A 21,351-nucleotide genomic window follows, 5' to 3' on the forward strand; every position below is an offset into this window, starting at 1 on the left:
ATGGCCGCCGCTTCCGAATTCCTTGGGTCGACCGATCAGTCGGTGCCGCTCGAAGAACCGGCAACGATAACCGCGATGAAGGCCGCGCCGCCAACGATGGCGAGGGCCGGGACCGCCGAAAGCTGCGTGCTGAGGAACGGGTCGTTGGATTTCTCTTCCGCGCTCACCGGCACGGCAGTCGCTGCTGCCAGAGCTGCGGCGGCTGCGAAGATCGAAAGCTTTTTCATTACTACTCTCCAGACATGTCTGATTTGGATGCGAACATCCTTGCGCGGTGCCACTATGCGAGAGCTTCGAGGAAAACAAAACCGGAAATTTCGCCGATCCGCTGCTAAGCAGCAATTTTGTTGCAGATTTCCCCGAGACCGGCGAAAGCTTGCCGTTTTTTCACTGTGTCGCTCAGGAAATGCGCCGGTAGATCCGCTGGTTGGACCGACGGTTTCAATCGCGGACGGCGCGCAGGCCTTCGACCATCGTTGTCGGCAATTCGGTCCCGTCGGCAAGCCGGATCACCGTGGAAGAGCCGTCGATACGGACCTCGTCGATTCGCGCATAGACGGATGCAAGACGGGTATCGATCGCGGTTCCGTTAGCCTGGCTTTCGATTTCGATCCGGTAGACGCCTTGAGGAACGGCGGTCCCGAACGCATCGGTTCCGTCCCATGTGGCGGACGAACTCAAATCGGGCAGGACTTCGCGGCGCACGATATCACCGGTCGCGTTCCGCACGACGTAAACCGCAGTGTCGGACCCTTCGACCGGATCGGGTTTGAACGTCACGGGTCGACCGTCGAACTGGACGGGCGCGCGGGCCAGCGTTTCCATGCCGATCCAGCCGCTGAATTCCGCCAGTGTTCCGCCACCCAGGGCGGCCGACAGCCCCCGCAGCAAGTCGTTGGTCAGAACCTGTTGTTCCACGGATGAAAACGTCGCCAGCTGGGTTGCGTAGTCGGTCGAATCCACGGGATTCAGTGGATCCTGGTTCTGGACCTGGGCGGTCAGCATGCGCAGAAAAGTTTGGAAATCCGAGCTCAACACGGCCTTGTCCTGGCTTTTCGCAGCGTCGGCAGGTGTCGGTTGACCCGAACCGATGCGGGTCGCCGCATTCGGGGCGTAGAGGGGTGGCAGGGTTGCGTTGCTTTGCATGTATTTCCTCACATCAGAATGTTCAGACCGTCCACTGCAGACGGCAATGGCCCCTTTCGGGCATGTGTTGCCGAGTCCGCGGGATCGGTTGCGATAGGGTCGGACTGTTCGCCGCGTCGCTCTTGCGGTTGGGGCCGTCCGTTGTGGGAAAACTCGAAGCTGGCCTCACCATATCCCGCGGCTGCCAGCGCGCGCGCCAGCTGGTCGATATGGCGGCGCAGAAGGTCGAGCGTTTCGGGCCGGTCAGCGGCGATGGCCATCTGCAGTCCGGTTTCGCCGGCCGTGATCTGCATCCGGACGTGCCCCAGTTCCTCGGGATCGAGACGCAATTCCACGACGCTGTCCCCGAGACGCACCATTTGTTCGATCACCTGGCGCACCGCAACCGGGACGGTTGCGGGTTTCGCAGGCGCCGCGGTCACGGCCGTCGGCGAAGTGGTGGCCTGGTTCGCGGCGGTGAACGTTGTGGTGGATTCGTCGGAAATACTGCCGGCGACAGCTTCTTCGTCCCCCATGCTGCTGGTTGCGAAGATCGCAGATCGCGCATTGGCCGGAAACGACGAGAAGTCGGCTTTCCCAAGGCGGGTCGTGTCCGGATACACAACGCCAGCAAAACCGCCGGCGGGATTGGCCGGGTTGTGTGACGGTATCTGCGCAACCGGGTCCGATAGGCGGTTGGACCATTGCGGCGGAAAGCGTTCGGGCGGGAAGGACGGCAAGTTCAAATCGCCCGTGCGGGAACCGGGCGGAACCTGTGCCATCCGGATTTCAGGCGCGGTCTTCTCGATCTGTGCGGTCGTGTCCGCTGTCGACCATTTGCTGTTCGACTCGGTCGCGGGGCGCATCATCGTTGCGGGCCGTATGTCTTTGGCGGAAATGTCGACATCCCGCCCGCGCATGAATTCATCTGTCTTGCCAGGTACCGAATGGGGCTGGAGCAGCACGCCCTCCTTCACCGGTGCGAAACCGGGTCGTGCCCGGGGCGGGTGTTCCGTGACGTTGGGCGTTGATCGGTCCAGCGTGCCACCCCCCGGCGTTGATTCCCCAACCCGCCCGGGCCCATCGGCGCCCGTGAATGCCGCGGATTGGACAATTGGCGAAGCTGCACGCGCGACAGGCGCCTGTTCGGTATGCCCGGAACTGTCCGCGTCGACGGCCGCCAGCGTTGCGGGATGTACCGTCATGAGGGTCTGAGCGGTTCTCGGCGTCGCTTCGGCCCGTGCACCGGCAGGCGGCGGTGATTGGTTCGGTGTTTTCCGAACAGGTTGCTGCCCTGTCAGCAGCGGCTGCGCCGGAGTTTCGGGTCTCGGACTGTCTAACGGGGCCTTCTGCAACGGGTCGAACCCGGCGGACGGGGTCGTGGCGGGCGCGGCCTGTTCCGTGCTTGAAACCGGCGTCGCTGTCGCCGACAGCACCGCATTACGCGGCCCGGTGACAGATTGCGTGGATACGCCGAAATGATCGCTCGAAAAGGGAACAACCCAAGGCGAAGATCCCCAGTCGTTCGGGTCCTGCGCCTTGGGGTGTTTCCTGACGGTATCCCGTGCTTCGCGGGAACCGGAAACATCGAACCGGTCCTCGCTTCCCGCAACAGGCAGGTTCGGCGAGAATTCGACGGCCTCGGCATTCCAGTCGAACCGCGCGCCCTCAGCCTGCGGGTCTGTGGCGGTGGCTGTATCGGAGGGAACCGCATGGGATACCTCCGGCGCGACCTTGGTGGCCAATGCACCAGTCTTGCGACTGCCCACGTTCGGGGCGTCGTTCCGATCCGCACGGGTGCTCGGGTTTTCAGACGTTTCCGGAATTTCGACCGCTTCGTTGTCCCGTTCGGACGGCGCCGGCATGTGACCAGTATCGCCGTCAACCGTCCGCTCAGTGTGATCGGACGGATGCGCACCCTCTGCCTTGCTCACCTCATCAGCCACAAACCGCGAGAAGTCGCGTTGACCTGCCGCAATCGTTGTGCCGCCAGACGGCGCGGGATTGATGAGCGCCGGGTCGGAGTGGCGCGACAGGCCACTGATGAACGTTTGCATGGCAACCTCAAGGCGTTGTTCCGGAGTGGAACATAAATCGAACATCCTTACCGGTTATTTACCGCATTACCGCCAGAACCGGAAAACCGAGTCGAATTGGAGACACCCGATGGAGATACCCGCTATCGCCCCGGATGCGCGAACCGCCAGGAACACGGCGCTGCAGAACGCGGCGCGGGAGCTTGAAACCACCTTTCTCGCCGAGATGCTCAAGGCCGCCAAGCTGGGTGAACCGCCCGAAGGTTGGGGTGGTGGTGCAGGGGAAGAGCATTTCGCGTCCTTCCTGCGTCAGGAACAGGCCAGGCAACTGGTCGCCGGTGGCGGCATCGGGCTTTCGGAGATCCTGTTCAATGCTTTGAAGGAGGTCGATAATGAGTGACGCGCAAGCCATACTTGCCAAGTTGCAGGCGCTGATCGAAGCCGAACGGGCCGCGCTGCTTTCCGGCGACCTGGATGCCCTCGCTACCTTGGTCGAAAACAAATCCGACTTGCTGATGCAGCTGTCGGACGAAACGTCGCTTTCGGTCGAAGACCTGCAACCGATCCGATCGACGTTGAAGCGAAATCAGGAATTGTTCGACCATGCTCTTGCAGGCGTCCGCAATGTCGTTGATCGGCTGGGGCAGGTACGCCGACTTCGGCAGGACTTGTCGACCTACGATCCGAATGGCCAGCGGCAGGCCTTTGGCAGCCAAGACCAAAAGCGCCTCGAAAAGCGGGCATGACCGGCATTTCGATCAAATCGTCGGAAATCGCTTTGTGGCGTTTAGGACTCCATTAGCACTGCTTGGCGATGTTCCCCCTGCATCCATGAGGGTGGCGCCGCGGGCCGAACGGCAGCGTGGCATTCGTCAGAAAGACGCCGAAACGGCCCAACCGGGCCTCTCGCAACCTGACGCAAAAGCGTCGTGCAACAATAAGGATAACGCCAGATGTCCAGCATTCTGACGAACAATGGCGCGATGGTCGCGCTGCAAACCCTGAAATCGATCAACTCGCGCCTTGCCGACACGCAAAGCGAAATCTCGACCGGCAAATCAGTCGCCAGCGCCCGTGACAACGCTGCCGTCTGGGCGATCTCCAAGGTGATGGAAGCCGACGTCAAAGGGTTCAAGGGCATTTCCGACAGCCTGAACCTCGGTGAATCCACCGTCGCCGTGGCACGCCAGGCAGCGGAAACCGTGACCGACCTGCTGACCGAAATGAAGGGCAAGATCGTCGCCGCCCAGGAAGAAAACGTCGATCGCGCGAAGATTCAGAACGACATCAACGCTCTTCGCGACCAGATCGGCTCGGTGACCGGGGCGGCCCAGTTCAATGGCCTGAACCTGATCTCGAACCTTTCGTCGACCGCCGGAACCGGATCGATCAACATCCTGTCGTCGCTCGACCGTTCGGGAACCGGCGTGAGCTCGAGCGATATCACGGTCGGCAAACAGGATCTGAGCACACAACAGGCCGCGCTGACGGGCACCTGGACGGCGACCGCGGGTGACAGCGGAACGCTGAACGGCACGCAAACCGATACCTTGACCATCGCAGCTCCGACCGCGGCCGGCGCTGTGTACGGTCTGTCGGTTTTCGGCACTGACGCCGACAACAGCACGTTCACGCAAGCCGACTATCGCAGCAGCGCCGCGCTGACCCCCGCAAACGCCGCGGAGTTGGGCCAGATCCTCTACGTCACAAAGGATGGCGACACCGCCGCAGATGTGGCGAAAGGCCTGGCACAAGCCTACGCGATCTATGCGGCCGAGAACAATCTCGACACCGACGTGCTCAACATCACGCAAAACGGTTCGGGTCTGAACATCTCCTCCACGGTGACCGATGCGACGGACAGCATCCAGGTTCAGGTCAACACGGGCGTTGCGGGTGCGGGTGCCTCGGCCACCATCGGTGGTGGCCTTGGTGCAGTTGCGGATATCGACGTGACCACCGATGCCGGTGCGGATTCGGCTCTCGTCGCCATCGAGTTCATGATCCAGAACTCGATCGATGCCGCGGCGGAATTCGGCTCGGTACAGGGCCGGATCGAAACGCAGACCAACTTCATCACCGGTATGACCGACGCCCTCAAGTCCGGCATCGGCACCTTGGTGGATGCGGATATGGAAGAAGCCTCGGCGCGCCTGCAGGCACTTCAGGTTCAGCAGCAGTTGGGCGTGCAGGCATTGTCGATCGCCAACCAGGCGCCGCAGTCGCTGCTGTCTCTCTTCCGGTAAACGGTTCCATTCGGGGGCCTTCGGGCCCCCGATCCCCCTCGTTGACCTGATCAACCGGAAGGCTCTCCAGTGAACGCTCAATTGTTGGCACAACAGGCCTATGCGCAGGCCACCACACCCGTCCGAACGCACCGCAGCGTGGAATACGATCTGCTCGCGCGCGCAACGCATCGTATCAAGGCGGCGGCACAAAAAGGTCCTGCTGCCTTTCCGCAGTTGGTCGAGGCCCTTTCGGACAATCGCAAACTGTGGACGGCACTCGCCGTCGACGTGGCAAACCAGGAAAACGGCCTGCCGCAAGATCTGCGCGCGCGAATCTTCTACCTCGCGGAGTTCGTCCAACATCATACGGGTCGTGTCCTGGCCCGAAAAGCGGGTGTACGACCGCTTCTCGAAATCAACGCCGCCGTCTTGCGGGGCCTGCGTGGCGGGAATGCAAAACAATGAGTGGATTGGTTCTGAAACTCGGCCCGCGCGAAAGGGTTCTTATCAACGGCGCGGTGATCGAAAACGGGGATCGGCGCAGCCGTCTGTCGATCGTCACCCCCAATGCCAATATCCTGCGACTGCGCGATGCTATCCACCCCGAAGACGCCCGCACACCAGTGCGTCGGATCTGCTACCAGGCCCAGTTGCTTTTGACCGGGGATGCCGAGATCGAGGACACCCGCCAACATCTGCTTCGCCGGATCGAAGAGATCAGTCACATCTTCAAGGATCCGGATAGCCGCCGTTTGCTTGCATCCGCGACCGATGCGTTGATCTCCAACCAGTTCTACCCGTGTCTCAAGGCACTTCGTGCATTGATCCCGCGCGAAGACCGCCTGCTTGCAGCCGTGCCGCAATGACGTTTCAGCCCGTCCTCGTCGGCAGCGGGCTGGTCGGTTGGCGATTTCTGCAAGCGACGCTGCAGAACCAGCGACAAGCTTTCGATAACGGCGCACTAGAGTTGCGCGATACGGCGTATTTCGAGAACAAGATCGCAACCATCGACAACGCGGAGAGCCTGGTGACGGATCGGCGCCTGTTGCGCGTGGCGCTGACCGCTTTCGGCCTTCAAGACGACATCAACAACAAGTTTTTCATCCGCAAGGTGCTCGAAGAAGGAGTGACCGACAGGGACGCTTTGGCCAACAAGCTGACCGATGACCGATACAAGGCGCTTGCAAGAACCTTTGCCTTTGATTCCGCCTCAGGGCCGAGCACGAAACGTGCCGGCTTCGCCGAGGAAATTATCGCCCGCTATCGCGCGCAGCAATTCGAACTCGCGGTTGGCGAACAGGACGAAACGCTGCGTCTTGCGATGAACTTCGAACGGGCCTTGCCCGAGGTCGCGGCAGGTGCCGGTTCGAACGACACGAAATGGTTTCGCGTCATGGGCACCCCGCCGTTGCGGACCGTTTTCGAAACGGCGCTTGGCCTGCCATCGGGGTTCGGGCAGCTCGATATCGATCGCCAAGTCGAAACCCTGCGCGAAAAAGCCGGGGCGCGGTTCGGCGCGTCAGAGATCATCGACCTCAGTTCCGAGGAAATCATGAGCAAAATCGTTCGGAGCTATTTGCTGCAGTCGCAGCTTCAACAAAGCAGCGCCAGCCAACCCGGACAGACGGCTTTGGCATTGATCAGTGCGATCCCGCGCCAGTCGCTGTTCAACAAGATCTGACGATCAGGCCTTTCGTGGCACTACGAAGCGGCGTTCTTGGCCGCGTCCGCCACGCCGGGCACCATGGCGCGGTGGCGCGATGGCGTCGCGGTACCGGAATTGTCGAGCTGGACTCCGGCGCGGCGCAAGATCAATCGCAGGCGCGCAAAGGCGTTTTCAGGTCCGGCGGAGGAACGTTCGGCCAGGAAAGCGTCAAGGTCGGGCCACGCGCGGATGGCTTGATCCAGGACCGCGTCCTCGCCATCGCGATAGAGGCCTGCCCGGATCATCGTTTCCGACCGCGCATAGGCGCCCAAGAGGGTGCGGGCTTGCTGAATGAGACGGTTTTCGGCCTCGGTTGCAGCTTCGGGCAAACTGCGCGAGACCGACCGCAGAAGATCGACCGCCGGGAACCGGGCACGTTCCGCAATCTGCCGGTCCAGGACGACATGGCCATCCAGAACCCCGCGCAGCACATCGGCCACCGGTTCGTCCATGTCCGATCCGGCGACCAGCACGCTGAAAATCGCCGTGATATCCCCCATTGCCTCGGTGCCCGGGCCGGCCCGTTCGGCCAAGCACATGATCTGATGCGCGACCGAAGGAGGATAGCCCCTTAGGGCAGGCAATTCGCCGGCAGCGATGGCCACCTCGCGATGCGCTTCGGCAAAACGGGTGATCGAATCAGCGAGATAGAGAACGTGACGTCCCCGGTCACGAAAATGTTCGGCGATCGTCATAGCGGCCAAGGGACAACGGCGGCGTTCCAGCGGCGATCTGTCAGAGGTCGCGGCCACGACGATGGTGCGCGCCATGCCTTCGGGTCCAAGCACCGTCCGGACGAAATCCTGAACCTCGCGTCCGCGTTCGCCGACAAGGGCCAGCACGACGATGTCCGCCTGCAGATCCCGCGTGAGCGAGCCAAGCAGCCGCGACTTGCCCACGCCGGACCCGGCGAACAAGCCGATCCTTTGGCCGCGGACGATGGGCAGCAGCGTGTCGAAAACGGCCAGCCCCGTTGCCAGCCTTGCACCCAAAGGCTTGCGAAAGGCCGCGGCCGGCGGTGCCGCGCGAAACGGGCGCGCCTCCTTGCCAATTGTCAGGGGACGGCCGTCCAGCGGGCGAGCGTAGGGATCGATCACACGACCGACCCAGCTGTCATCGGGCGCCAGCACCGGCGGCCCGACAACCGCGACACGATCACCCTGCGACACACCTTCGGCGCCCTCGTCGGGAAGCATTGCGACCAGGTCGTCGCGGATGCGCAAGACGTCCCCGCCGAGCACCTGCGCGCCGTGAAACAGCCTGAGCCGGTCGCCGATGGCCGCGCGGTGCGCCAGCCCTCGGATCCAGATCACCGTACCGTCGACCGATTGCACCCGCCCCACCGCCTGCACCGGCCGCAAACCGGCGATGCGGTTGGCCAGGTTATCCAGTTCGGTCCGTTCCATCGTACGCTCCATTCATGTGTCGCAAACCGTTTCTAAAGGAATCGCGGTTAAGCCTTGATTGAAGCCAATCGAGGGAGAAGCCCCGATGTTCCAGGATCTGACGGTGTTCCGCACGGCAATGGCCATGGCACGCCATGCCGGACACCAACAGGCGCTCAGCGCGCAGAATATCGCTAACGCCGACACGCCGGGTTACCGCGCGCTCGAAATGCCGGATTTCGCCTCGGTTTCGGCCCGCGATGCGGCCGCGCAGAAAGCCACCCGGACCAAACACCTCAACGGCAGTTCCACCGGTGCCTGGACGGCGACCGAACGGCGCGATGCGCAGGACCCCAACGGCAACACCGTTTCCCTGGAGCGCGAGATGCTTGAGGCGGTCGGCGCCAAGCGCCAGCACGACCGTGCCCTGGCGATCTACCGGTCTTCGCTCAGCGTCTTGCGGGCCAGTCTCGGCCGTCAATAAGGATATCGTCTGATGAGTGCCTTTTCCGATGCGCTGGCGGTTACGTCCAGCGGCCTGAAGGCGCAGGCCACACGCTTGCGTCTGGTTTCCGAAAACATCGCAAATGTCGACACGCCGGGCTACCGGCGCAAGCTGGCAGCGTTCGAACTGACTGGCGACGCCGACACCGTCCGCCATGTCGAAACCGGGCGGATCAGGCTCGATCAGAGCGAACGCCAGGTGATCCACGATCCCGCCCACCCGCTGGCGGGCGATGACGGCACATATGTCGGGTCGAACGTCGACCTGATCCTTGAAATCGCCGATGCGCGAGAAGCGCAGCGCAGCTACGAAGCCAACCTCAAGATGTTCGAGCAGACCCGCCAGATGTCCGGCGCTCTGCTCGACCTGCTGAGACGCTGATCCGGAAAGGAGGCCAGAATGGACGTCCGATCGCTGTTTGCCACCCAGAAATACGCCGCCTCGCGTCCGGCGATGCTGCCCGATCCCGGGTCGGCGCCGAAGCCCGAAACAACAGGCGCCGCAAGCGCCATCGCCGATTTCGCGGCCACCCTGCGCGAGGCCGAAACCACCGCAAAGGCGGCGATGACCGGAGGGGCGGATCCACACGCCCTGGTCGAGGCGCTGGCGCAGTCCGAGCTGGCGGTCGAGACCGTGGTCGCCCTGCGCAACAAGGTGGTCGAAGCCTACCAGGAAATCCTGCGGATGCCGGTGTGATGCTGGATGAAACGCTGTTCTTCGACACGTTGCGGCAGGGCCTTTGGATCGCCACGATCGTATCGGTCCCGATCCTCAGCGCCGCGCTGATCGCCGGCGTCAGCGTCGGCCTGTTCCAGGCGCTGACCTCGATCCAGGAAATGACGCTGACTTTCGTGCCCAAGCTGTTGGCCATCGTCGCCGTATTCTGGATCTCGATGAGCTTCATGACCGAAACCCTGGTTGCCTATTTCCAGGATCATCTGATCCCGATCATCGCCGGAGGCTGAACGATGGAATCCGCAGGATACGCAGCGCTGTCGCGCCAATCGGGCCTGATGCGCGAAATGCAGGTCATCGCCAACAACATCGCCAATGCCCAGACTTCGGGCTTTCGCCAGGAAGGTGTGGTTTTCTCGGAATACCTGCGCGACAGCGACGAAGGTGCGGGGCTGGCGATGGCCGCTGGGCGGGTGCGGAACACGTCATTCGAACAGGGCGCGCTGAAGCATACCGGTGCGGCCTTTGACCTTGCCATCGAAGGCGACGGATTCTTCGTTGTCGAGACGCCAAACGGGCCGCGCCTGACCCGGGCCGGGGCGTTTACGCCGGATTCCGCCGGCCAACTGGTGACACCCGACGGCTACGCGGTGCTCGATCAGGGCGGAGCCCCGGTCGTGCTTCCCGCCGCGACCGGCGATGTCGCCATCGCCGAGGACGGCACGATCAGCAGCGCCGGCACACCGGTCGGCAGGATCGGTGTCGTCTTGCCGGAGAACCCGCTGCGCCTGACCCGCGAAGGCGGTGTTCTCTTTGACGCCGAAGACGGCTTTGTCGAGGTCGACAATCCGCGCATGCGCCAGGGCTATGTCGAGGGATCGAATGTCGATCCCATACTTCAGATCGCACGCATGAGCGAGGTGCAGCGCGCCTACGAGATGGGACAGGCCTTCATGGACCGTGAAGACGAACGCATCCGGTCCGCTCTCAAGGCCTTTGTAAGCTAAGGAACCAGGATGAAAGCCCTCAAGATCGCCGCAAGCGGCATGTCGGCCCAACAGATGCGGGTCGAAGTGATTTCGAACAACCTGTCGAACATGAGCACCACCGGCTACAATGCGCGGCGTGCCGAATTCGCCGATCTGCACTACCAGCAGATCTCTCGCGCGGGGGCGGTCAGTGCTGCCGACGGCACCGTGCTGCCGACCGGCATCCAGCTGGGTCTTGGCGTGCGTCCGGCGGCGGTTTCCGTGCAACTCAGCCAGGGTACCTTGTCGGCCACCGGCGGCGATCTGGATATCGCGATCGAGGGCCAGGGGTATTTCGAAGTGACCTTGCCGTCGGGCAATCCGGCCTATACCCGCGACGGTGCTCTCAAACGCAGCGCCGACGGGCTGATCGTCACCGCAGAAGGCCACGCCGTGGCACCCGAGATCGTCATTCCCGCGGATGCGCGCAGCCTGACGGTCAACGCCGATGGCGAGGTCTACGCCTATTTCGACGTCGGCGCCGAAGCGCAGTTGCTTGGACAATTGACGCTGGCGGGGTTTACCAACCCGAAAGGTCTAGAAGCGCTCGGATCGAACCTGTTCGCGGAAACCGAGGCTTCGGGCCCGCCGTTGCAAAGTACTCCGGGACAGGACGGGCTGGGAACCGTGCGGCAAGGGTATCTCGAGGACAGCTCCGTCGATGCCGTTCGCGAGATCACCGACCTGATCGAGGCGCAACGCGGCTACGAACTGAATTCCAAGGTCATTTCCGCAGCCGACCAGATGCTTGCCGCAACGGCCCAGGTCCGGTGATGCGGTTGATCTTGCCGATCGGTCTTGCCCTTGCGGCCCAGGCAGCGCTTGCCGACACGGTCGTGGCCACACGTACCGTTCGTCCGAACACCGTCATATCGGCACAGGACGTTCGGGTCGATCCGGTCGACACACCGGGTGCGTATTCGGTCGTGCAGGACGTGATCGGTCAAGAGGCGCGGATCGCGCTGTATCCCGGACGGCCGATACAGATGGGCGCGGTCGGAGCGCCTGCCCTGGTCGACCGCAACCAATTGGTCGCCCTGTTCTTCGAACGCGGTGGCTTGCGGATCGTCACCGAAGGCCGTGCGCTTGGACGCGCCGCCGCGGGCGAGCGCATCCGCGTGATGAACCTGTCTTCCAAGGCGGTGCTGTTCGGTATCGTCCTTGCGGATGGCAGCGTCTCCGTGACCCCGTGAGTTGGACATGACCCGAGCAAGTTCTTTCGCCTTATTGATCCTGTTCACCGCTTCCTGCGGACGAATCGACCATATCGGCAGACCACCTTCCTTTTCGGAACCCGACACCAGCATGGAACGCGTGGCGATGCGTGCCGCCGGGCCCGGTGAGCCCGTCCTGCCGATGCGGGTCTCGGAAACTGCGTCGCTCTGGAGCGGCGAACAGGGATCGTTGCTGGGTGATCGCCGCGCGATGAAACAGGGTGATATCCTCACCGTGGTGATCGAGATCGACGAAAGCGCCAAGATATCGAACAGCAGCGAACGCGCCCGGAGCGGTTCGGAAAGTCTCGGCGTGCCACAGCTTTTCGGCGTTCCGCAGCGCATCGACCAGACCATCAGTGAAGGCGCCAGCATGGCCGACGCCGTTTCGATCGACAGCGCCAGCAAGGCCAAGGGGAACGGCTCGGTTCGCCGAAGCGAGCAATTGACGCTTCGGGTGGCGGCCACGGTCACGGGCGTGCTGCCGAACGGCGTTCTCCAGATCGAGGGCATGCAGGAAGTCCGGGTGAATTTCGAGCTTCGCGAATTGCTGGTCTCCGGCTACGTCCGGCCCGAGGACATCTCGCGGCAGAACGAGATCACTTATGACAAGATCGCCTCGGCACGGATCTCTTACGGCGGGCGCGGGCAGATCACCGACGTCCAGCAGCCCCGCATCGGCCAGCAAGTGCTGGACGCGGTCCTGCCCTTCTAGGAGTCCGGTCGATGCGCTTCATCCTGCCGATTGTTCTGGCACTGATCGGAACCGCCGCCGGCGTCGGCGCCGGCGTTTTCCTGACCGCGGACAAACCGGATGCACCGGACCGTTCCGAGACGGAGTCATCAGAATCCGATGACAAGGCGCTCGTCGACGACACGCAGGCATCGGACACGGTAAAACACGACGGGCCGACCGATTTCGTGAAGCTGAACAATCAATTCATCATTCCGGTCCTGCACGACGACCGCGTCGCGTCGCTGGTCATCCTGTCGCTCAGTCTCGAGGTGCCCGAAGGACGAACCGAAGCGGTCTATTCCAAGGAACCGCGTTTGCGCGACGCATTCCTGCGCGTGCTGTTCGATCATGCCAATATCGGCGGGTTCGACGGCGCCTTCACGCGATCGCCCCGGATGGAGGTCTTGCGCGGAGCGCTGACCGACACGGCGCGAAACGTCGTCGGCGACGACTTGCTGGCCGTTCTGGTTACCGAGATTTCCCGACAGGACAACTGACCCGGCCTCGACCTGGCGGCGCGGTCAGTCGAACGCGGCGTTCCAGGCCGACAATACCGTCAGGTCGGACAGGGCCTGGTCCAATCTTGCCGAGCGATCCTGCTTCTGACGACGCCGGGTGTCGTCCTCGATATCCTGGGTCGCTTGTGCTTTTCCGAAGGCGAGCCGAGCCTCGATCAGACTCTGTTCCTGCCTGACGCGATACTGCGCCTGTTCGCGCAACAGTGTCGCGCGGCGCGTCAACAACCATCCGTGCCATAACAAGTCTGCTCCCAGGCGTTCTCTAAGACCGAAATCGCCTTCACGCGACAGCGCCTCGCGCCGAAGCGCGTCGATCCCTTCCACTTCGATGCGCGATTGGCGTTCCTGGGCAAGGTTCCGACGATGGCGGGCAAGGGCCTGATCCAGAAGCAGATTGGAGAGATGGGTCAGAGTTTCGTTTTCGTGCGACATCACCAACCTCTCTTGCGCGCCTTGACCCGCATGGCTTCGGCAAACCGGATCGCCGCAGCCACCGGTTTGTAGTGGTCAAAGGCGATCTGGGCACCGATTTCCGTGGTTGCATAAACCGCGCGCGCCGTCGGTGGGTCGGCATGGATGGGAACGCCGTTTTCCAAAGCGATCTGGCGGATCCTCAGGGCGATTTCATCGACACCCTTGGCGACGCATACCGGAGCCTCGCCGGGCAGGCGGCTCCATTTCAGCGCAACGGCGTAATGCGTCGGGTTGACGATGACGACATCGGCGGTCGGCACGTCCTGCATCATCTGGTTCATCGCGATTTCCTGGGCACGGTTGCGACGCTGTTGCTTGACCATCGGATCGCCTTCGGAATCCTTCATCTCGTCACGCATCTCTTTCAGCGTCATCCGGTTGCGTCGGAGGTGGTCGGCGCGTTGCCAGAAGAAATCGATCGCGCCGATCGTGATGGCGACCAAGGTCACAAGAACCAGCAATCGTATCATCAACGTCGTCATCGCCAGGACTGCCTGGCCCGGTTCGGCACGGGGAAGACCGGTCAGCAGATCGATCTCGCGCGCCAGAAACAGGCCTAGGCACACGCCGAAGATCACCAGCTTGGCGAAGCTCTTGGAGAATTCGAAGAGTCCCCGGCGCCCAAACTTGTTCTTGGCATTGCCGATCGGCGAGATCCTCTGAAGCTTCGGCACGAGCTTGGAAGGCGTCACGGTGATTCCGCGCGTCGCCAGAAGTACGGCGAGGACGCACAGCGCGGGTACGGTCAGCAGAACGGCCACCGGCTGAAGGACCCGCATGATGAGGGTTGCGGCGAACGGACCGGTTTCGGCGAAGACCGCGTCGGCCAGCTGGTCCGGATGCGCCAGAAGCGGCAGGAGCGCTTCGCCGAACTGGTCGGACAAAAGGCCGCCCACTGCCGCAAGGGTCAGCAAAAGGCCAAGATAGGCGGCGCTTGTCAGCAGGTCCGGCGCACGCGCGATTTCACCCTTGCGGCGGGACTCCTCGAGCTTGCGCTGACTGGGTTCGAAGCTCTTTTCCGCGCTGTCATCTGTGTCGGACATCACTCAATTTCCGAACGGATTGGCGAGAAAGGCGTTGAAGGCGGTATGCCACGCCTGGAGGATCACGGGTGCTGCAAGAAACAGCAAGGCGATCGAGCCGAACGTGATCAGAGGCGCTCCGACGAAAGCGACCATCAACTGGGGCATCGCCTTGTTTATCGCCCCAAGCGTCAGGTTGTAGAGAACCGAAAGCAGCACGAAAGGTGCGGCGAGACTGAAGGCCAGCGCAAAGGATCGCGCAACCCGGTCCGCACCAGCCGCCGAGAGCGCCGCAGCGTCGGGAAAGCGCAGTGGCGGCAGGATCTCGTAGGTCAGGATCAGGAAACCGGCGGCCTTGACGTGGAACCCGACGCTCAGCAGAAGGGCCAGCGCGGACACCGTCAGGATATGGCCGATGGCGGGCAATGGATCGGCGCCGGCCGTGCCCATGATCTGCGACAGCGACGTTGATTGCGCCGCGATCGCGCCGGCAGTCTGAATGGCCAAGATGAACAGTCGAAGAGACAGACCGAGAAACAGGCCTGCCACGGTTTCCGTCGCCAGTGCCAGAACCAGGACTGCCGGTGAGAGTCCGGGCCAATCGAAACGGCCGGCCACAGCCGGAAACACGATGGCCGTCAAGGCAAGCGCGGCAACCAACCGGATTCGGACCGACAGGCTTTGTTCGCCCAAGGCCGGCAGCACCGCCATTGCCGCGCCGACGCGCAAAAAAACGAGAACCGCAACGCCGAAACCTGCGAATACCTCTTGCGCAAGGGCATCGGTGCTGGTCATGCAGCGACCGTGCCGACAAGCGCCGGGCGGGCCTCGAGTCCGATTTCCTCGAAAGACAGGACGGGGTTGGTCAGGCCCTTGGCCGACATGATCGTCTGCAAAAGACGGCGGCGGCGCGCCGTCGTGACGATCGCCGGCTGAATTCCGCGGTTCCCGACATCCGCCACCTCGCGCGCCAGACCTGACGTTAGGCGTTCGAACCGATCGGGCGGCAGCGCGACATCGAGACCCCCTCGGGCACCGTCGATTTGATAGGCGGCGAACGTGTCCTCCCATTCCGGCGCCAGTTGGATCAGAGGCACGGTGCCGTCGGGTCGGCGTAGTCCGGCGACGATCTGGAAGCCCAGTTTCTGGCGCACATGTTCGCACAGCACCTCGGGTCCGGCGTTCTGGCCACGCGTCTCTGCGATCGCTTCCAGGATCAGCGGCAGGTTGCGGATCGAAACCTGTTCCTGCAGCAGCAGCCTGAGAACGGCCAGCAGGGTATCGACCTGCACCTTTTCCGGGATCAGTTCGTCAAGCAGGCGCTTGTTGGCTTCGGCCCGCTGCGGATTGCTGAGCGTCACCATCTCGTCCATCACGCGGCGCAGAGCCTTGAGCGTCAGCAAGCGGCCGAAATTGCGCTTGATGATTTCGAGAAGATGCGTCGCCAGCACTTCGGTCGGGGTCACGATCGTCACGCCGGTCAACGCCGCCTTGTCCTGGTCTTCAGGCTGGATCCAGCGTGCCGGCGCACCATAGACTGGTTCGCTGACGTCGCGGCCACGAGGCAGGGCCGACATATCCTGCGGCATCAGGGCCAAAACCAGGTCGGGATGCAGGATGCCGCGCGCCTGTTCGACGCCATGAATGCGGATGAGGTATTCGCCGGTGTCCAGCACGGCGGAATCGGTCAGACGGATTTCCGGCAGGATCAGACCGAAATGCGCTGCGATATGCGTCCGCATGTTGGCGATCCGCACATCCAGTCCGGTTCCAGGGTCAAGCGCCATGTTGACCAGATCCGGTGCGAATTCGACGTGGATATCGTCGAGATCTAGCACGTCGCCGATGGCGCGTTCGCGCGCAGGTTCGGGGTTTTCGCCGGCATCGTCGGTTTCGTCCCCCGGTGACACGTTGCGTCGCGCCAGGTGCCAAGCCGTTCCGCACAAGACGGCGCCCCCCAACATGAACGGCAGGAAAGGCAGGCCCGGGACAAGTGCGAAGAGGGCCATCAGGACACCGACCGTCCCCATCGCGGCCGGGTAGCGGCCGAGTTGCGCAGCAACCGCAAGATCCGTCGCGCCGGTTGTTCCACCGCGCGCGAGCAACAAGCCGGAGGCGATGGAAATGATGACCGCGGGGATCTGAGATACGAGCCCGTCGCCAACAGTCAGGATCGCATAGGTTTCGAACGCGTTTCCGATCGCCATGCCATGCACGGCGACACCCATGATCATGCCCATCACCAGGTTCAGGAGCGTGATCAGCAAGCCCGCGACGGCGTCGCCCTTGACGAATTTGGACGCGCCGTCGAGCGAGCCGAAAAAAGTGGTTTCCTGTTGCTCGCGTTCGCGCCGCGCCTTGGCTTCGGCATGGTCGATCGCACCGGCGGACATGTCGCTGTCTATCGCCAGCTGCTTGCCCGGCATGCCATCAAGGGCGAACCGCGCGCCAACCTCGGCCATGCGGGCGGCGCCTTTCGTGATGACCGCGAAATTGACGATCATCAGGACACCGAAAACCACGAGGCCAAGAAAGACGCTGCCTCCCATGACGAAATTCGCGAAGCCCTGGATCACATCGCCAGCGGCCTGCGTGCCGGTATGGCCCTGGCCGATGATCAGTTTGGTCGAACTCACGTTCAGCGACAGGCGCAGCATCAGTGACGCCAACAGGATCGTCGGAAACGCGGAAAAGTCCAACGGGCGTTCGATGAAAAGAGTGACCGTGAAGATCAGGATCGCCAATCCGAAGGAGGCCGCCAGACCAACGTCCAGAACCCAGGCCGGCACCGGAAGGATCATCATCACGATGACCGCCATCAGGGCCACCGCCAGCAGCACCGTGGGCTTGAAAAAGACAGCGCGTAGTTCTGTCATCGCTCAACCTCCCCACATGATCGATGCGGACGTCCTTCGGTCGGACAACCTGACCAGCGAGCCCCGGGCGGCCGTGCCTTCCGTCGATATCAGGGCTTGTCGCGGTGCGTCGCCTGCTCGATCCGGTGTTGGTGGATCGTCGGCTGCGATCGAAGCGAGGACGGTGTCGTACCGTTGCAGATACCTGTCGGCCAGCGCCGGCGTTGCGCTGTGATACGCGCCGACCGCAGTCCGCCAATCGCCCGTCCGGGCATAGAGGTCGGCCAGAAACGATGCTGCATAGACCGCATTCTTCACGGGGTCGAACATGTCGCGCAGTTCCGGAAAGGCTCTGCCATGCCAGCGGTAGTTGATCTGGAAACACCCGATATCGAGGTTGCGGACACCGATCTCTATCATTTGCGAGGCGTGGTCCAACGCGGATCGTCGATCTGCGAACCAGGTGCCCCGCCCCATGGTGTTGACGGCCCATGGCCAGGGTTCCAGGTCGCCACCCCGAGCGCGGCCCGTTTCGGTTCGCGTCACCGCCAAGAGCACGGCAAGGGGCACGGTACTTTCTTGCGCAGCGACCGCCGCTGCCCTGTCACAGGTTGCTGCGTCTTGCGCTGTTTCGGCCGCGGCGATACCGGCCGATGCGAGGGACATCAGGACGGTCGAACGAAACCATCTCATCGTCGCGGCGATGTAGGATTGCTGAATGACCCGGCGCATGATTCCGGTTTGACCCTGCCACATTCTGTTGCACCACCGGTCGTAGCTGGAAGAAGTTGACAAACCTTTTCGGCAAGACCTAGCCGCCGTCGTCCAGTCGGCTTTCGGAAAGAAGATCGGCGAGCGCGCTGCGCGCGGTTTGGCTTTGCTCGATCAACGTGCCGACGTCCTGCAAGCTGGGTTCCGTGGTTTGCGGGGGCGCAATCGGTTCGGCCGATAGCCGGCTTGCGGCCTCGTACAGGCCGCCGACATCGACCGGCAGATCCTGCAAATCGCCTGCCATCCACGCGGCCCGTGCCGCGGCCTCGTTGTCGCCAAGGCTTTCGTGGGCCGTTTTCGCGAAATCGTAGTCACCCATCATGGCGCGCGCTTCAGCACGCAGGCGCAGCACATCCGGGCCTCGCAAGCCGATCAGGGCGATTTCGGCGTCTTCGGGTTGGCGCAATCTGAGATACGCCGCTGCCCTGAGCAACTGAACCGCTCTCCGGCTTTCAGAACCCGAAACCGTCTGCGTCATCGCCAAAGCGGTTTCCGCCATACCGAGGGACAAAAGCCGCTCGGCCAGCTCTGGCCGAAGGTCGTCGGGTATCTTTGACGACCAGTCGTTTTGCGACGCCAGTATCAGCGACAGGAATGTCGCATCATCCGCATCCTTCGCCAGGCGCGTGAACAATCGAGGCCACAGAACCGCGGCAGACCCACTGTCGGTTTCCTCTTCGGCGTCGATCAGTGCATAGGCCTCTGCGAATGCGCCGGCGTCCATCAACGCGTACACTTGGCTTTGCAGAACCCCCGAGGCCAGATCGGTATCGCGCAACTCGGAGGCAAGCGCCTGCGTAAGCAACGAATCCGTGGGGATCGCTACTTCGGCCCCGTCGGCGATCAGGTCAGCGGCGACAGTCAACGCCTTCGGAGCGATTGCAGGCGATCGGTCGACAGCGTCCTGCAGCCTTGCATTGGCATCGTCAATGGCGCCGGCTTCGGCATCGATCCGCGCTTGCACCAGCAAAGCATCCACCGGTGGCACGGCGCCATCGCGCTTTTGCCGGTTCAGCACATCCTTCGCCAGGTCGGTCCTGCCGCCGATCGTCAGACGCTCGGCAAGTCGGGGCGCCAGATACGACTTGAGATGTGCCGGCAATTCTTCGAATGCCTCAAGAACCGATCGGTCTTCCGGCGCGATCCGACCTGTCGCGGAGGTCTGCGCCAGCGAACCCCATAGCGCCGCACGCCCGGGACATGCCGACTGGCCTTCGAACCCGCTTTCAGACCCGGGCCGGCCATCCAACAAATCGGCCAGACCAAGCAGTGCGGCGGGTGCCTCGCCCTGAATCAGCGACAGGGCTGCACGTGCTTCGGCACCGAACCCGGCGAACAGATAGAGCCTTGCCAGATCGGTCAGCGCCGCGCTGTCCAGCACGTCCAGGTCGCGGGCCAAGGCCAGCCGCGCCGCCGCGAGGTCATCGAAAAGCCGTTCGGCATTGCCCCAGCTCGGCAAATCGAGTTCTGCGTCCGGCGTGCAGCGGCTGCCGATGCGGATCCGGTCATCTGGTTCAAGCCGGACGGCCAGCGGCGCCGACGCAAGCGCCGGAGTGTCGTCGCCGGGCTGTCCGTTTTCAGCTTCGGCTACGGGTGACAAGTCCGGCCCGGCGCTGTCGTCGGCCGTCAGAATCCCCTGTGCGGCAGCTTCGGTCAACCGAACCGCAAGGTTGCGCAAGCCGACAGGCAGGTCTTCATCTGGCGCCTCGAGGGCGGCGTCGCGCATCGGAGGATCGAAGGCCGGTGCCGCACGGACCATTTGCGCGGCCGTGTCCAAGCCGGTGTCATCTGCGTCGAAGAACAGCGGAAGTGGCTCTGCGGATTGCCTGGGTCGATCCACCGGGGGGTCCGCGAAATCGACGACCAGCATTGTTCCCTGCAAGAGTTGCGCCGACACATCGCAGGCACAATTCAATGCGAATTCCACCGAATCCGGAGCGATCTGCACAAGATCCGCGATGCGATCTCGACGGATGCGCAGAAAAGCGTTCGACAAGTCGAAGCCGGAACGGCGATCCAGAGTTATTCGCGCAGTCGACAAATCGGCGTTCCGGGTCAGAGACCATCCGGTACCGGCCGGAACGTCAAGAACCACGCGGGTAAAGCCGGGGTGTTCTCCCGTGCGAATAACCACCGGGTCTGCCGAAAGCGCGGTTGCGCCAAGCGCGAGAAAACCGGCCAGTAGAAGCCGCATCATGCTGCGTCCTGCTTCACATTCTTGAGGGCTTCCTCGAGTTCGACGAAACTGGGCCTGCAATGCGACGGCGTGTTCTGCCGTCCGACCTCTATGCAGATATTGGTGGCATGGTTGTGCAGGTTCGCGACAAGAACCTCGCGGATGAGTTGGTAGAAATGCATGTCCTCCTCGACCACGGCGCGAACTTTGGACGCGAAGGGCGAGGCGAGGCCGTAAGCCAGAAACACGCCGAGAAACGTGCCCACCAGCGCGCCGCCGATCAACTTGCCCAGAACCTCGGGCGGTTGGTCGATCGACGCCATTGTCTTGATGACACCCAGAACCGCGGCAACGATGCCCAGGGCCGGCAGCGCGTCGGCCATGGATTGCAAGGCATGGCTGGAATGCAGGGCGTGGTGCTGCATTCCCTCGATCCGTTTGTCCAGCACGTCCTCGACCTGGTGAGGATCGTCGTAGTTCATCGAAACGGATCGCATCGTGTCGCAAATCAGTTCGACGGCATATTTGTCGGCCAGGATTTTCGGGTATTTGGTGAAAATCGTGGATTCCTTGGGAGACTCGACGTGCTCTTCGATGGCGACCGGGCTTTGCCGGGCAAGGCGGATCAGTTCGAAAAGCAGGCACAACAACTCGCGATAGTCGGACGGGCGCCATTTCGGACCCTTGAAGACCTTGGCCATGTCCTTGGCGGTCTGTTTGACCACACTCGAGTCGTTGCCGATCAGGAACGCGCCGGTTGCGGCGCCACCGATCATCATCAACTCGAAAGGCAAAGCCTTGAGGATGATGCCCATCTTGCCGCCGGCAAGAATGTAGCCACCAAAGACCATCACGAAGATCACGGCGATGCCGATCAATCCGAACATGACGTTGCTCC

At 62.8% G+C, this 21,351-nt stretch carries 26 protein-coding genes; 15 read left to right on the top strand and 11 right to left on the bottom strand.

Annotated features, from left to right (window positions below; genetic code table 11):
• Positions 1–35: 35 nt before the first annotated feature.
• The 3 genes from KUH32_RS06025 to KUH32_RS06035 all read right to left on the bottom strand — a co-directional run bounded on the left by KUH32_RS06025 (position 36) and on the right by KUH32_RS06035 (position 3,182).
• Positions 36–227 (bottom strand): hypothetical protein, encoded by a 192-nt coding sequence (locus KUH32_RS06025; RefSeq protein ID WP_217777140.1) that lies wholly within the window; start codon positions 225–227, stop codon positions 36–38.
• 214 nt (positions 228–441) lie between these two features.
• Positions 442–1,146 (bottom strand): flagellar hook capping FlgD N-terminal domain-containing protein, encoded by a 705-nt coding sequence (locus KUH32_RS06030; protein WP_217777141.1) that lies wholly within the window; start codon positions 1,144–1,146, stop codon positions 442–444.
• 8 nt (positions 1,147–1,154) lie between these two features.
• The gene (locus KUH32_RS06035) at positions 1,155–3,182 is read right to left on the bottom strand and encodes a flagellar hook-length control protein FliK (protein WP_217777142.1); all 2,028 of its coding nucleotides are present in this window, start codon (positions 3,180–3,182) and stop codon (positions 1,155–1,157) included.
• A 25-nt stretch (positions 3,183–3,207) separates the two neighbouring features.
• On the opposite strand from KUH32_RS06035, the gene KUH32_RS06040 reads away from it, so the two are divergent.
• The 6 genes from KUH32_RS06040 to KUH32_RS06065 all read left to right on the top strand — a co-directional run bounded on the left by KUH32_RS06040 (position 3,208) and on the right by KUH32_RS06065 (position 7,070).
• Positions 3,208–3,561: a rod-binding protein gene (locus KUH32_RS06040; RefSeq protein ID WP_348541088.1), complete on the top strand. Its 354-nt coding sequence runs from the start codon at positions 3,208–3,210 to the stop codon at positions 3,559–3,561.
• Positions 3,554–3,907 carry a flagellar protein FlgN gene (locus KUH32_RS06045; protein WP_217777143.1) on the top strand — a complete coding sequence of 118 codons (354 nt, stop codon included), beginning with the start codon at positions 3,554–3,556 and terminating at the stop codon, positions 3,905–3,907. The genes KUH32_RS06040 and KUH32_RS06045 overlap by 8 nt, the downstream gene beginning before the upstream one ends.
• A 207-nt stretch (positions 3,908–4,114) precedes the next feature.
• Positions 4,115–5,407 (top strand): flagellin N-terminal helical domain-containing protein, encoded by a 1,293-nt coding sequence (locus KUH32_RS06050; protein WP_217777144.1) that lies wholly within the window; start codon positions 4,115–4,117, stop codon positions 5,405–5,407.
• A gap of 69 nt (positions 5,408–5,476) precedes the next feature.
• Positions 5,477–5,854, top strand: coding sequence for a flagellar biosynthesis regulator FlaF (flaF, locus tag KUH32_RS06055; protein ID WP_217777145.1), 378 nt, complete (start codon positions 5,477–5,479; stop codon positions 5,852–5,854).
• Complete coding sequence (gene flbT / locus KUH32_RS06060) at positions 5,851–6,255, top strand: flagellar biosynthesis repressor FlbT (protein ID WP_217777146.1); 405 nt, start codon at positions 5,851–5,853, stop codon at positions 6,253–6,255. The genes flaF and flbT overlap by 4 nt, the downstream gene beginning before the upstream one ends.
• On the top strand, positions 6,189–7,070 hold the full coding sequence (locus tag KUH32_RS06065; RefSeq protein ID WP_217777147.1) for a DUF1217 domain-containing protein: 882 nt from the start codon (positions 6,189–6,191) through the stop codon (positions 7,068–7,070). Before flbT ends, KUH32_RS06065 begins: the two co-directional genes overlap by 67 nt.
• A gap of 20 nt (positions 7,071–7,090) precedes the next feature.
• Here the strand turns inward: KUH32_RS06065 and KUH32_RS06070 are convergent, their stop codons facing one another.
• Positions 7,091–8,500, bottom strand: coding sequence for a FliI/YscN family ATPase (locus KUH32_RS06070; protein WP_217777148.1), 1,410 nt, complete (start codon positions 8,498–8,500; stop codon positions 7,091–7,093).
• Positions 8,501–8,585: 85 nt separating this feature from the next.
• Between KUH32_RS06070 and KUH32_RS06075 the strand changes: the two genes are divergently transcribed.
• Genes KUH32_RS06075 through KUH32_RS06115 form a run of 9 tightly spaced genes read left to right on the top strand, consistent with a single transcriptional unit; the run spans position 8,586 to position 13,134 of the window.
• The gene (locus KUH32_RS06075) at positions 8,586–8,963 is read left to right on the top strand and encodes a FlgB family protein (RefSeq protein WP_217777149.1); all 378 of its coding nucleotides are present in this window, start codon (positions 8,586–8,588) and stop codon (positions 8,961–8,963) included.
• Between the two features lie 12 nt (positions 8,964–8,975).
• A complete protein-coding gene (flgC, locus tag KUH32_RS06080; RefSeq protein ID WP_217777150.1) occupies positions 8,976–9,365 on the top strand; it encodes a flagellar basal body rod protein FlgC in 390 nt (129 codons plus the stop codon).
• Between the two features lie 18 nt (positions 9,366–9,383).
• Positions 9,384–9,680: a flagellar hook-basal body complex protein FliE gene (fliE, locus tag KUH32_RS06085; RefSeq protein ID WP_217777151.1), complete on the top strand. Its 297-nt coding sequence runs from the start codon at positions 9,384–9,386 to the stop codon at positions 9,678–9,680.
• On the top strand, positions 9,680–9,949 hold the full coding sequence (locus KUH32_RS06090) for a flagellar biosynthetic protein FliQ (RefSeq protein ID WP_217777152.1): 270 nt from the start codon (positions 9,680–9,682) through the stop codon (positions 9,947–9,949). The genes fliE and KUH32_RS06090 overlap by 1 nt, the downstream gene beginning before the upstream one ends.
• A gap of 3 nt (positions 9,950–9,952) precedes the next feature.
• Positions 9,953–10,666, top strand: coding sequence for a flagellar hook-basal body complex protein (locus KUH32_RS06095; protein ID WP_217777153.1), 714 nt, complete (start codon positions 9,953–9,955; stop codon positions 10,664–10,666).
• A gap of 9 nt (positions 10,667–10,675) precedes the next feature.
• Complete coding sequence (gene flgG, locus KUH32_RS06100; RefSeq protein ID WP_217777154.1) at positions 10,676–11,461, top strand: flagellar basal-body rod protein FlgG; 786 nt, start codon at positions 10,676–10,678, stop codon at positions 11,459–11,461.
• A complete protein-coding gene (flgA, locus tag KUH32_RS06105; protein ID WP_217777155.1) occupies positions 11,461–11,880 on the top strand; it encodes a flagellar basal body P-ring formation chaperone FlgA in 420 nt (139 codons plus the stop codon). Before flgG ends, flgA begins: the two co-directional genes overlap by 1 nt.
• A 7-nt stretch (positions 11,881–11,887) precedes the next feature.
• A complete protein-coding gene (gene flgH, locus KUH32_RS06110; RefSeq protein ID WP_217777156.1) occupies positions 11,888–12,616 on the top strand; it encodes a flagellar basal body L-ring protein FlgH in 729 nt (242 codons plus the stop codon).
• A gap of 11 nt (positions 12,617–12,627) precedes the next feature.
• The gene (locus KUH32_RS06115; protein WP_217777157.1) at positions 12,628–13,134 is read left to right on the top strand and encodes a flagellar basal body-associated FliL family protein; all 507 of its coding nucleotides are present in this window, start codon (positions 12,628–12,630) and stop codon (positions 13,132–13,134) included.
• Between the two features lie 24 nt (positions 13,135–13,158).
• Here the strand turns inward: KUH32_RS06115 and KUH32_RS06120 are convergent, their stop codons facing one another.
• From KUH32_RS06120 to motA, 7 genes are all read right to left on the bottom strand, one after another.
• Positions 13,159–13,587 (bottom strand): hypothetical protein, encoded by a 429-nt coding sequence (locus KUH32_RS06120; protein ID WP_217777158.1) that lies wholly within the window; start codon positions 13,585–13,587, stop codon positions 13,159–13,161.
• Entirely contained in the window at positions 13,587–14,672 is a 1,086-nt protein-coding gene (locus KUH32_RS06125) for an EscU/YscU/HrcU family type III secretion system export apparatus switch protein (protein WP_217777159.1), read from the bottom strand. The genes KUH32_RS06120 and KUH32_RS06125 overlap by 1 nt, the downstream gene beginning before the upstream one ends.
• Positions 14,673–14,675: 3 nt before the next feature.
• Positions 14,676–15,446 (bottom strand): flagellar biosynthetic protein FliR, encoded by a 771-nt coding sequence (locus KUH32_RS06130; protein ID WP_217777160.1) that lies wholly within the window; start codon positions 15,444–15,446, stop codon positions 14,676–14,678.
• Positions 15,443–17,527, bottom strand: a complete 2,085-nt coding sequence (gene flhA / locus KUH32_RS06135) for a flagellar biosynthesis protein FlhA (RefSeq protein WP_217777161.1) — start codon at positions 17,525–17,527, stop codon at positions 15,443–15,445. The genes KUH32_RS06130 and flhA overlap by 4 nt, the downstream gene beginning before the upstream one ends.
• Positions 17,528–17,530: 3 nt before the next feature.
• Positions 17,531–18,238 (bottom strand): transglycosylase SLT domain-containing protein, encoded by a 708-nt coding sequence (locus KUH32_RS06140; protein WP_217777162.1) that lies wholly within the window; start codon positions 18,236–18,238, stop codon positions 17,531–17,533.
• A gap of 79 nt (positions 18,239–18,317) precedes the next feature.
• Positions 18,318–20,474 carry a hypothetical protein gene (locus tag KUH32_RS06145; RefSeq protein ID WP_217777163.1) on the bottom strand — a complete coding sequence of 719 codons (2,157 nt, stop codon included), beginning with the start codon at positions 20,472–20,474 and terminating at the stop codon, positions 18,318–18,320.
• On the bottom strand, positions 20,471–21,340 hold the full coding sequence (gene motA, locus KUH32_RS06150) for a flagellar motor stator protein MotA (RefSeq protein WP_217777164.1): 870 nt from the start codon (positions 21,338–21,340) through the stop codon (positions 20,471–20,473). Before motA ends, KUH32_RS06145 begins: the two co-directional genes overlap by 4 nt.
• Positions 21,341–21,351: the final 11 nt, after the last annotated feature.

Source organism: Thalassococcus arenae (assembly GCF_019104745.1).
GTDB classification, from domain to species: Bacteria; Pseudomonadota; Alphaproteobacteria; order Rhodobacterales; family Rhodobacteraceae; genus Thalassococcus_B; species Thalassococcus_B arenae.

Bases quoted from the DNA above. Each gene is read 5' to 3' on its own strand.
- KUH32_RS06145 (WP_217777163.1), bottom strand. From the start codon at position 20,474: ATGATGCGGCTTCTACTGGCCGGTTTTCTCGCGCTTGGCGCAACCGCG.
- KUH32_RS06125 (WP_217777159.1), bottom strand. From the start codon at position 14,672: ATGTCCGACACAGATGACAGCGCGGAAAAGAGCTTCGAACCCAGTCAG.
- flhA (WP_217777161.1), bottom strand. From the start codon at position 17,527: ATGACAGAACTACGCGCTGTCTTTTTCAAGCCCACGGTGCTGCTGGCG.
- KUH32_RS06095 (WP_217777153.1), top strand. From the start codon at position 9,953: ATGGAATCCGCAGGATACGCAGCGCTGTCGCGCCAATCGGGCCTGATG.
- KUH32_RS06090 (WP_217777152.1), top strand. From the start codon at position 9,680: ATGCTGGATGAAACGCTGTTCTTCGACACGTTGCGGCAGGGCCTTTGG.
- flgA (WP_217777155.1), top strand. From the start codon at position 11,461: ATGCGGTTGATCTTGCCGATCGGTCTTGCCCTTGCGGCCCAGGCAGCG.
- KUH32_RS06130 (WP_217777160.1), bottom strand. From the start codon at position 15,446: ATGACCAGCACCGATGCCCTTGCGCAAGAGGTATTCGCAGGTTTCGGC.
- flgC (WP_217777150.1), top strand. From the start codon at position 8,976: ATGAGTGCCTTTTCCGATGCGCTGGCGGTTACGTCCAGCGGCCTGAAG.
- KUH32_RS06120 (WP_217777158.1), bottom strand. From the start codon at position 13,587: ATGTCGCACGAAAACGAAACTCTGACCCATCTCTCCAATCTGCTTCTG.
- KUH32_RS06025 (WP_217777140.1), bottom strand. From the start codon at position 227: ATGAAAAAGCTTTCGATCTTCGCAGCCGCCGCAGCTCTGGCAGCAGCG.
- KUH32_RS06075 (WP_217777149.1), top strand. From the start codon at position 8,586: ATGTTCCAGGATCTGACGGTGTTCCGCACGGCAATGGCCATGGCACGC.
- fliE (WP_217777151.1), top strand. From the start codon at position 9,384: ATGGACGTCCGATCGCTGTTTGCCACCCAGAAATACGCCGCCTCGCGT.
- KUH32_RS06050 (WP_217777144.1), top strand. From the start codon at position 4,115: ATGTCCAGCATTCTGACGAACAATGGCGCGATGGTCGCGCTGCAAACC.
- KUH32_RS06140 (WP_217777162.1), bottom strand. From the start codon at position 18,238: ATGCGCCGGGTCATTCAGCAATCCTACATCGCCGCGACGATGAGATGG.
- KUH32_RS06030 (WP_217777141.1), bottom strand. From the start codon at position 1,146: ATGCAAAGCAACGCAACCCTGCCACCCCTCTACGCCCCGAATGCGGCG.
- flgG (WP_217777154.1), top strand. From the start codon at position 10,676: ATGAAAGCCCTCAAGATCGCCGCAAGCGGCATGTCGGCCCAACAGATG.
- KUH32_RS06045 (WP_217777143.1), top strand. From the start codon at position 3,554: ATGAGTGACGCGCAAGCCATACTTGCCAAGTTGCAGGCGCTGATCGAA.
- KUH32_RS06070 (WP_217777148.1), bottom strand. From the start codon at position 8,500: ATGGAACGGACCGAACTGGATAACCTGGCCAACCGCATCGCCGGTTTG.
- flgH (WP_217777156.1), top strand. From the start codon at position 11,888: ATGACCCGAGCAAGTTCTTTCGCCTTATTGATCCTGTTCACCGCTTCC.
- motA (WP_217777164.1), bottom strand. From the start codon at position 21,340: ATGTTCGGATTGATCGGCATCGCCGTGATCTTCGTGATGGTCTTTGGT.
- KUH32_RS06115 (WP_217777157.1), top strand. From the start codon at position 12,628: ATGCGCTTCATCCTGCCGATTGTTCTGGCACTGATCGGAACCGCCGCC.
- flbT (WP_217777146.1), top strand. From the start codon at position 5,851: ATGAGTGGATTGGTTCTGAAACTCGGCCCGCGCGAAAGGGTTCTTATC.
- KUH32_RS06035 (WP_217777142.1), bottom strand. From the start codon at position 3,182: ATGCAAACGTTCATCAGTGGCCTGTCGCGCCACTCCGACCCGGCGCTC.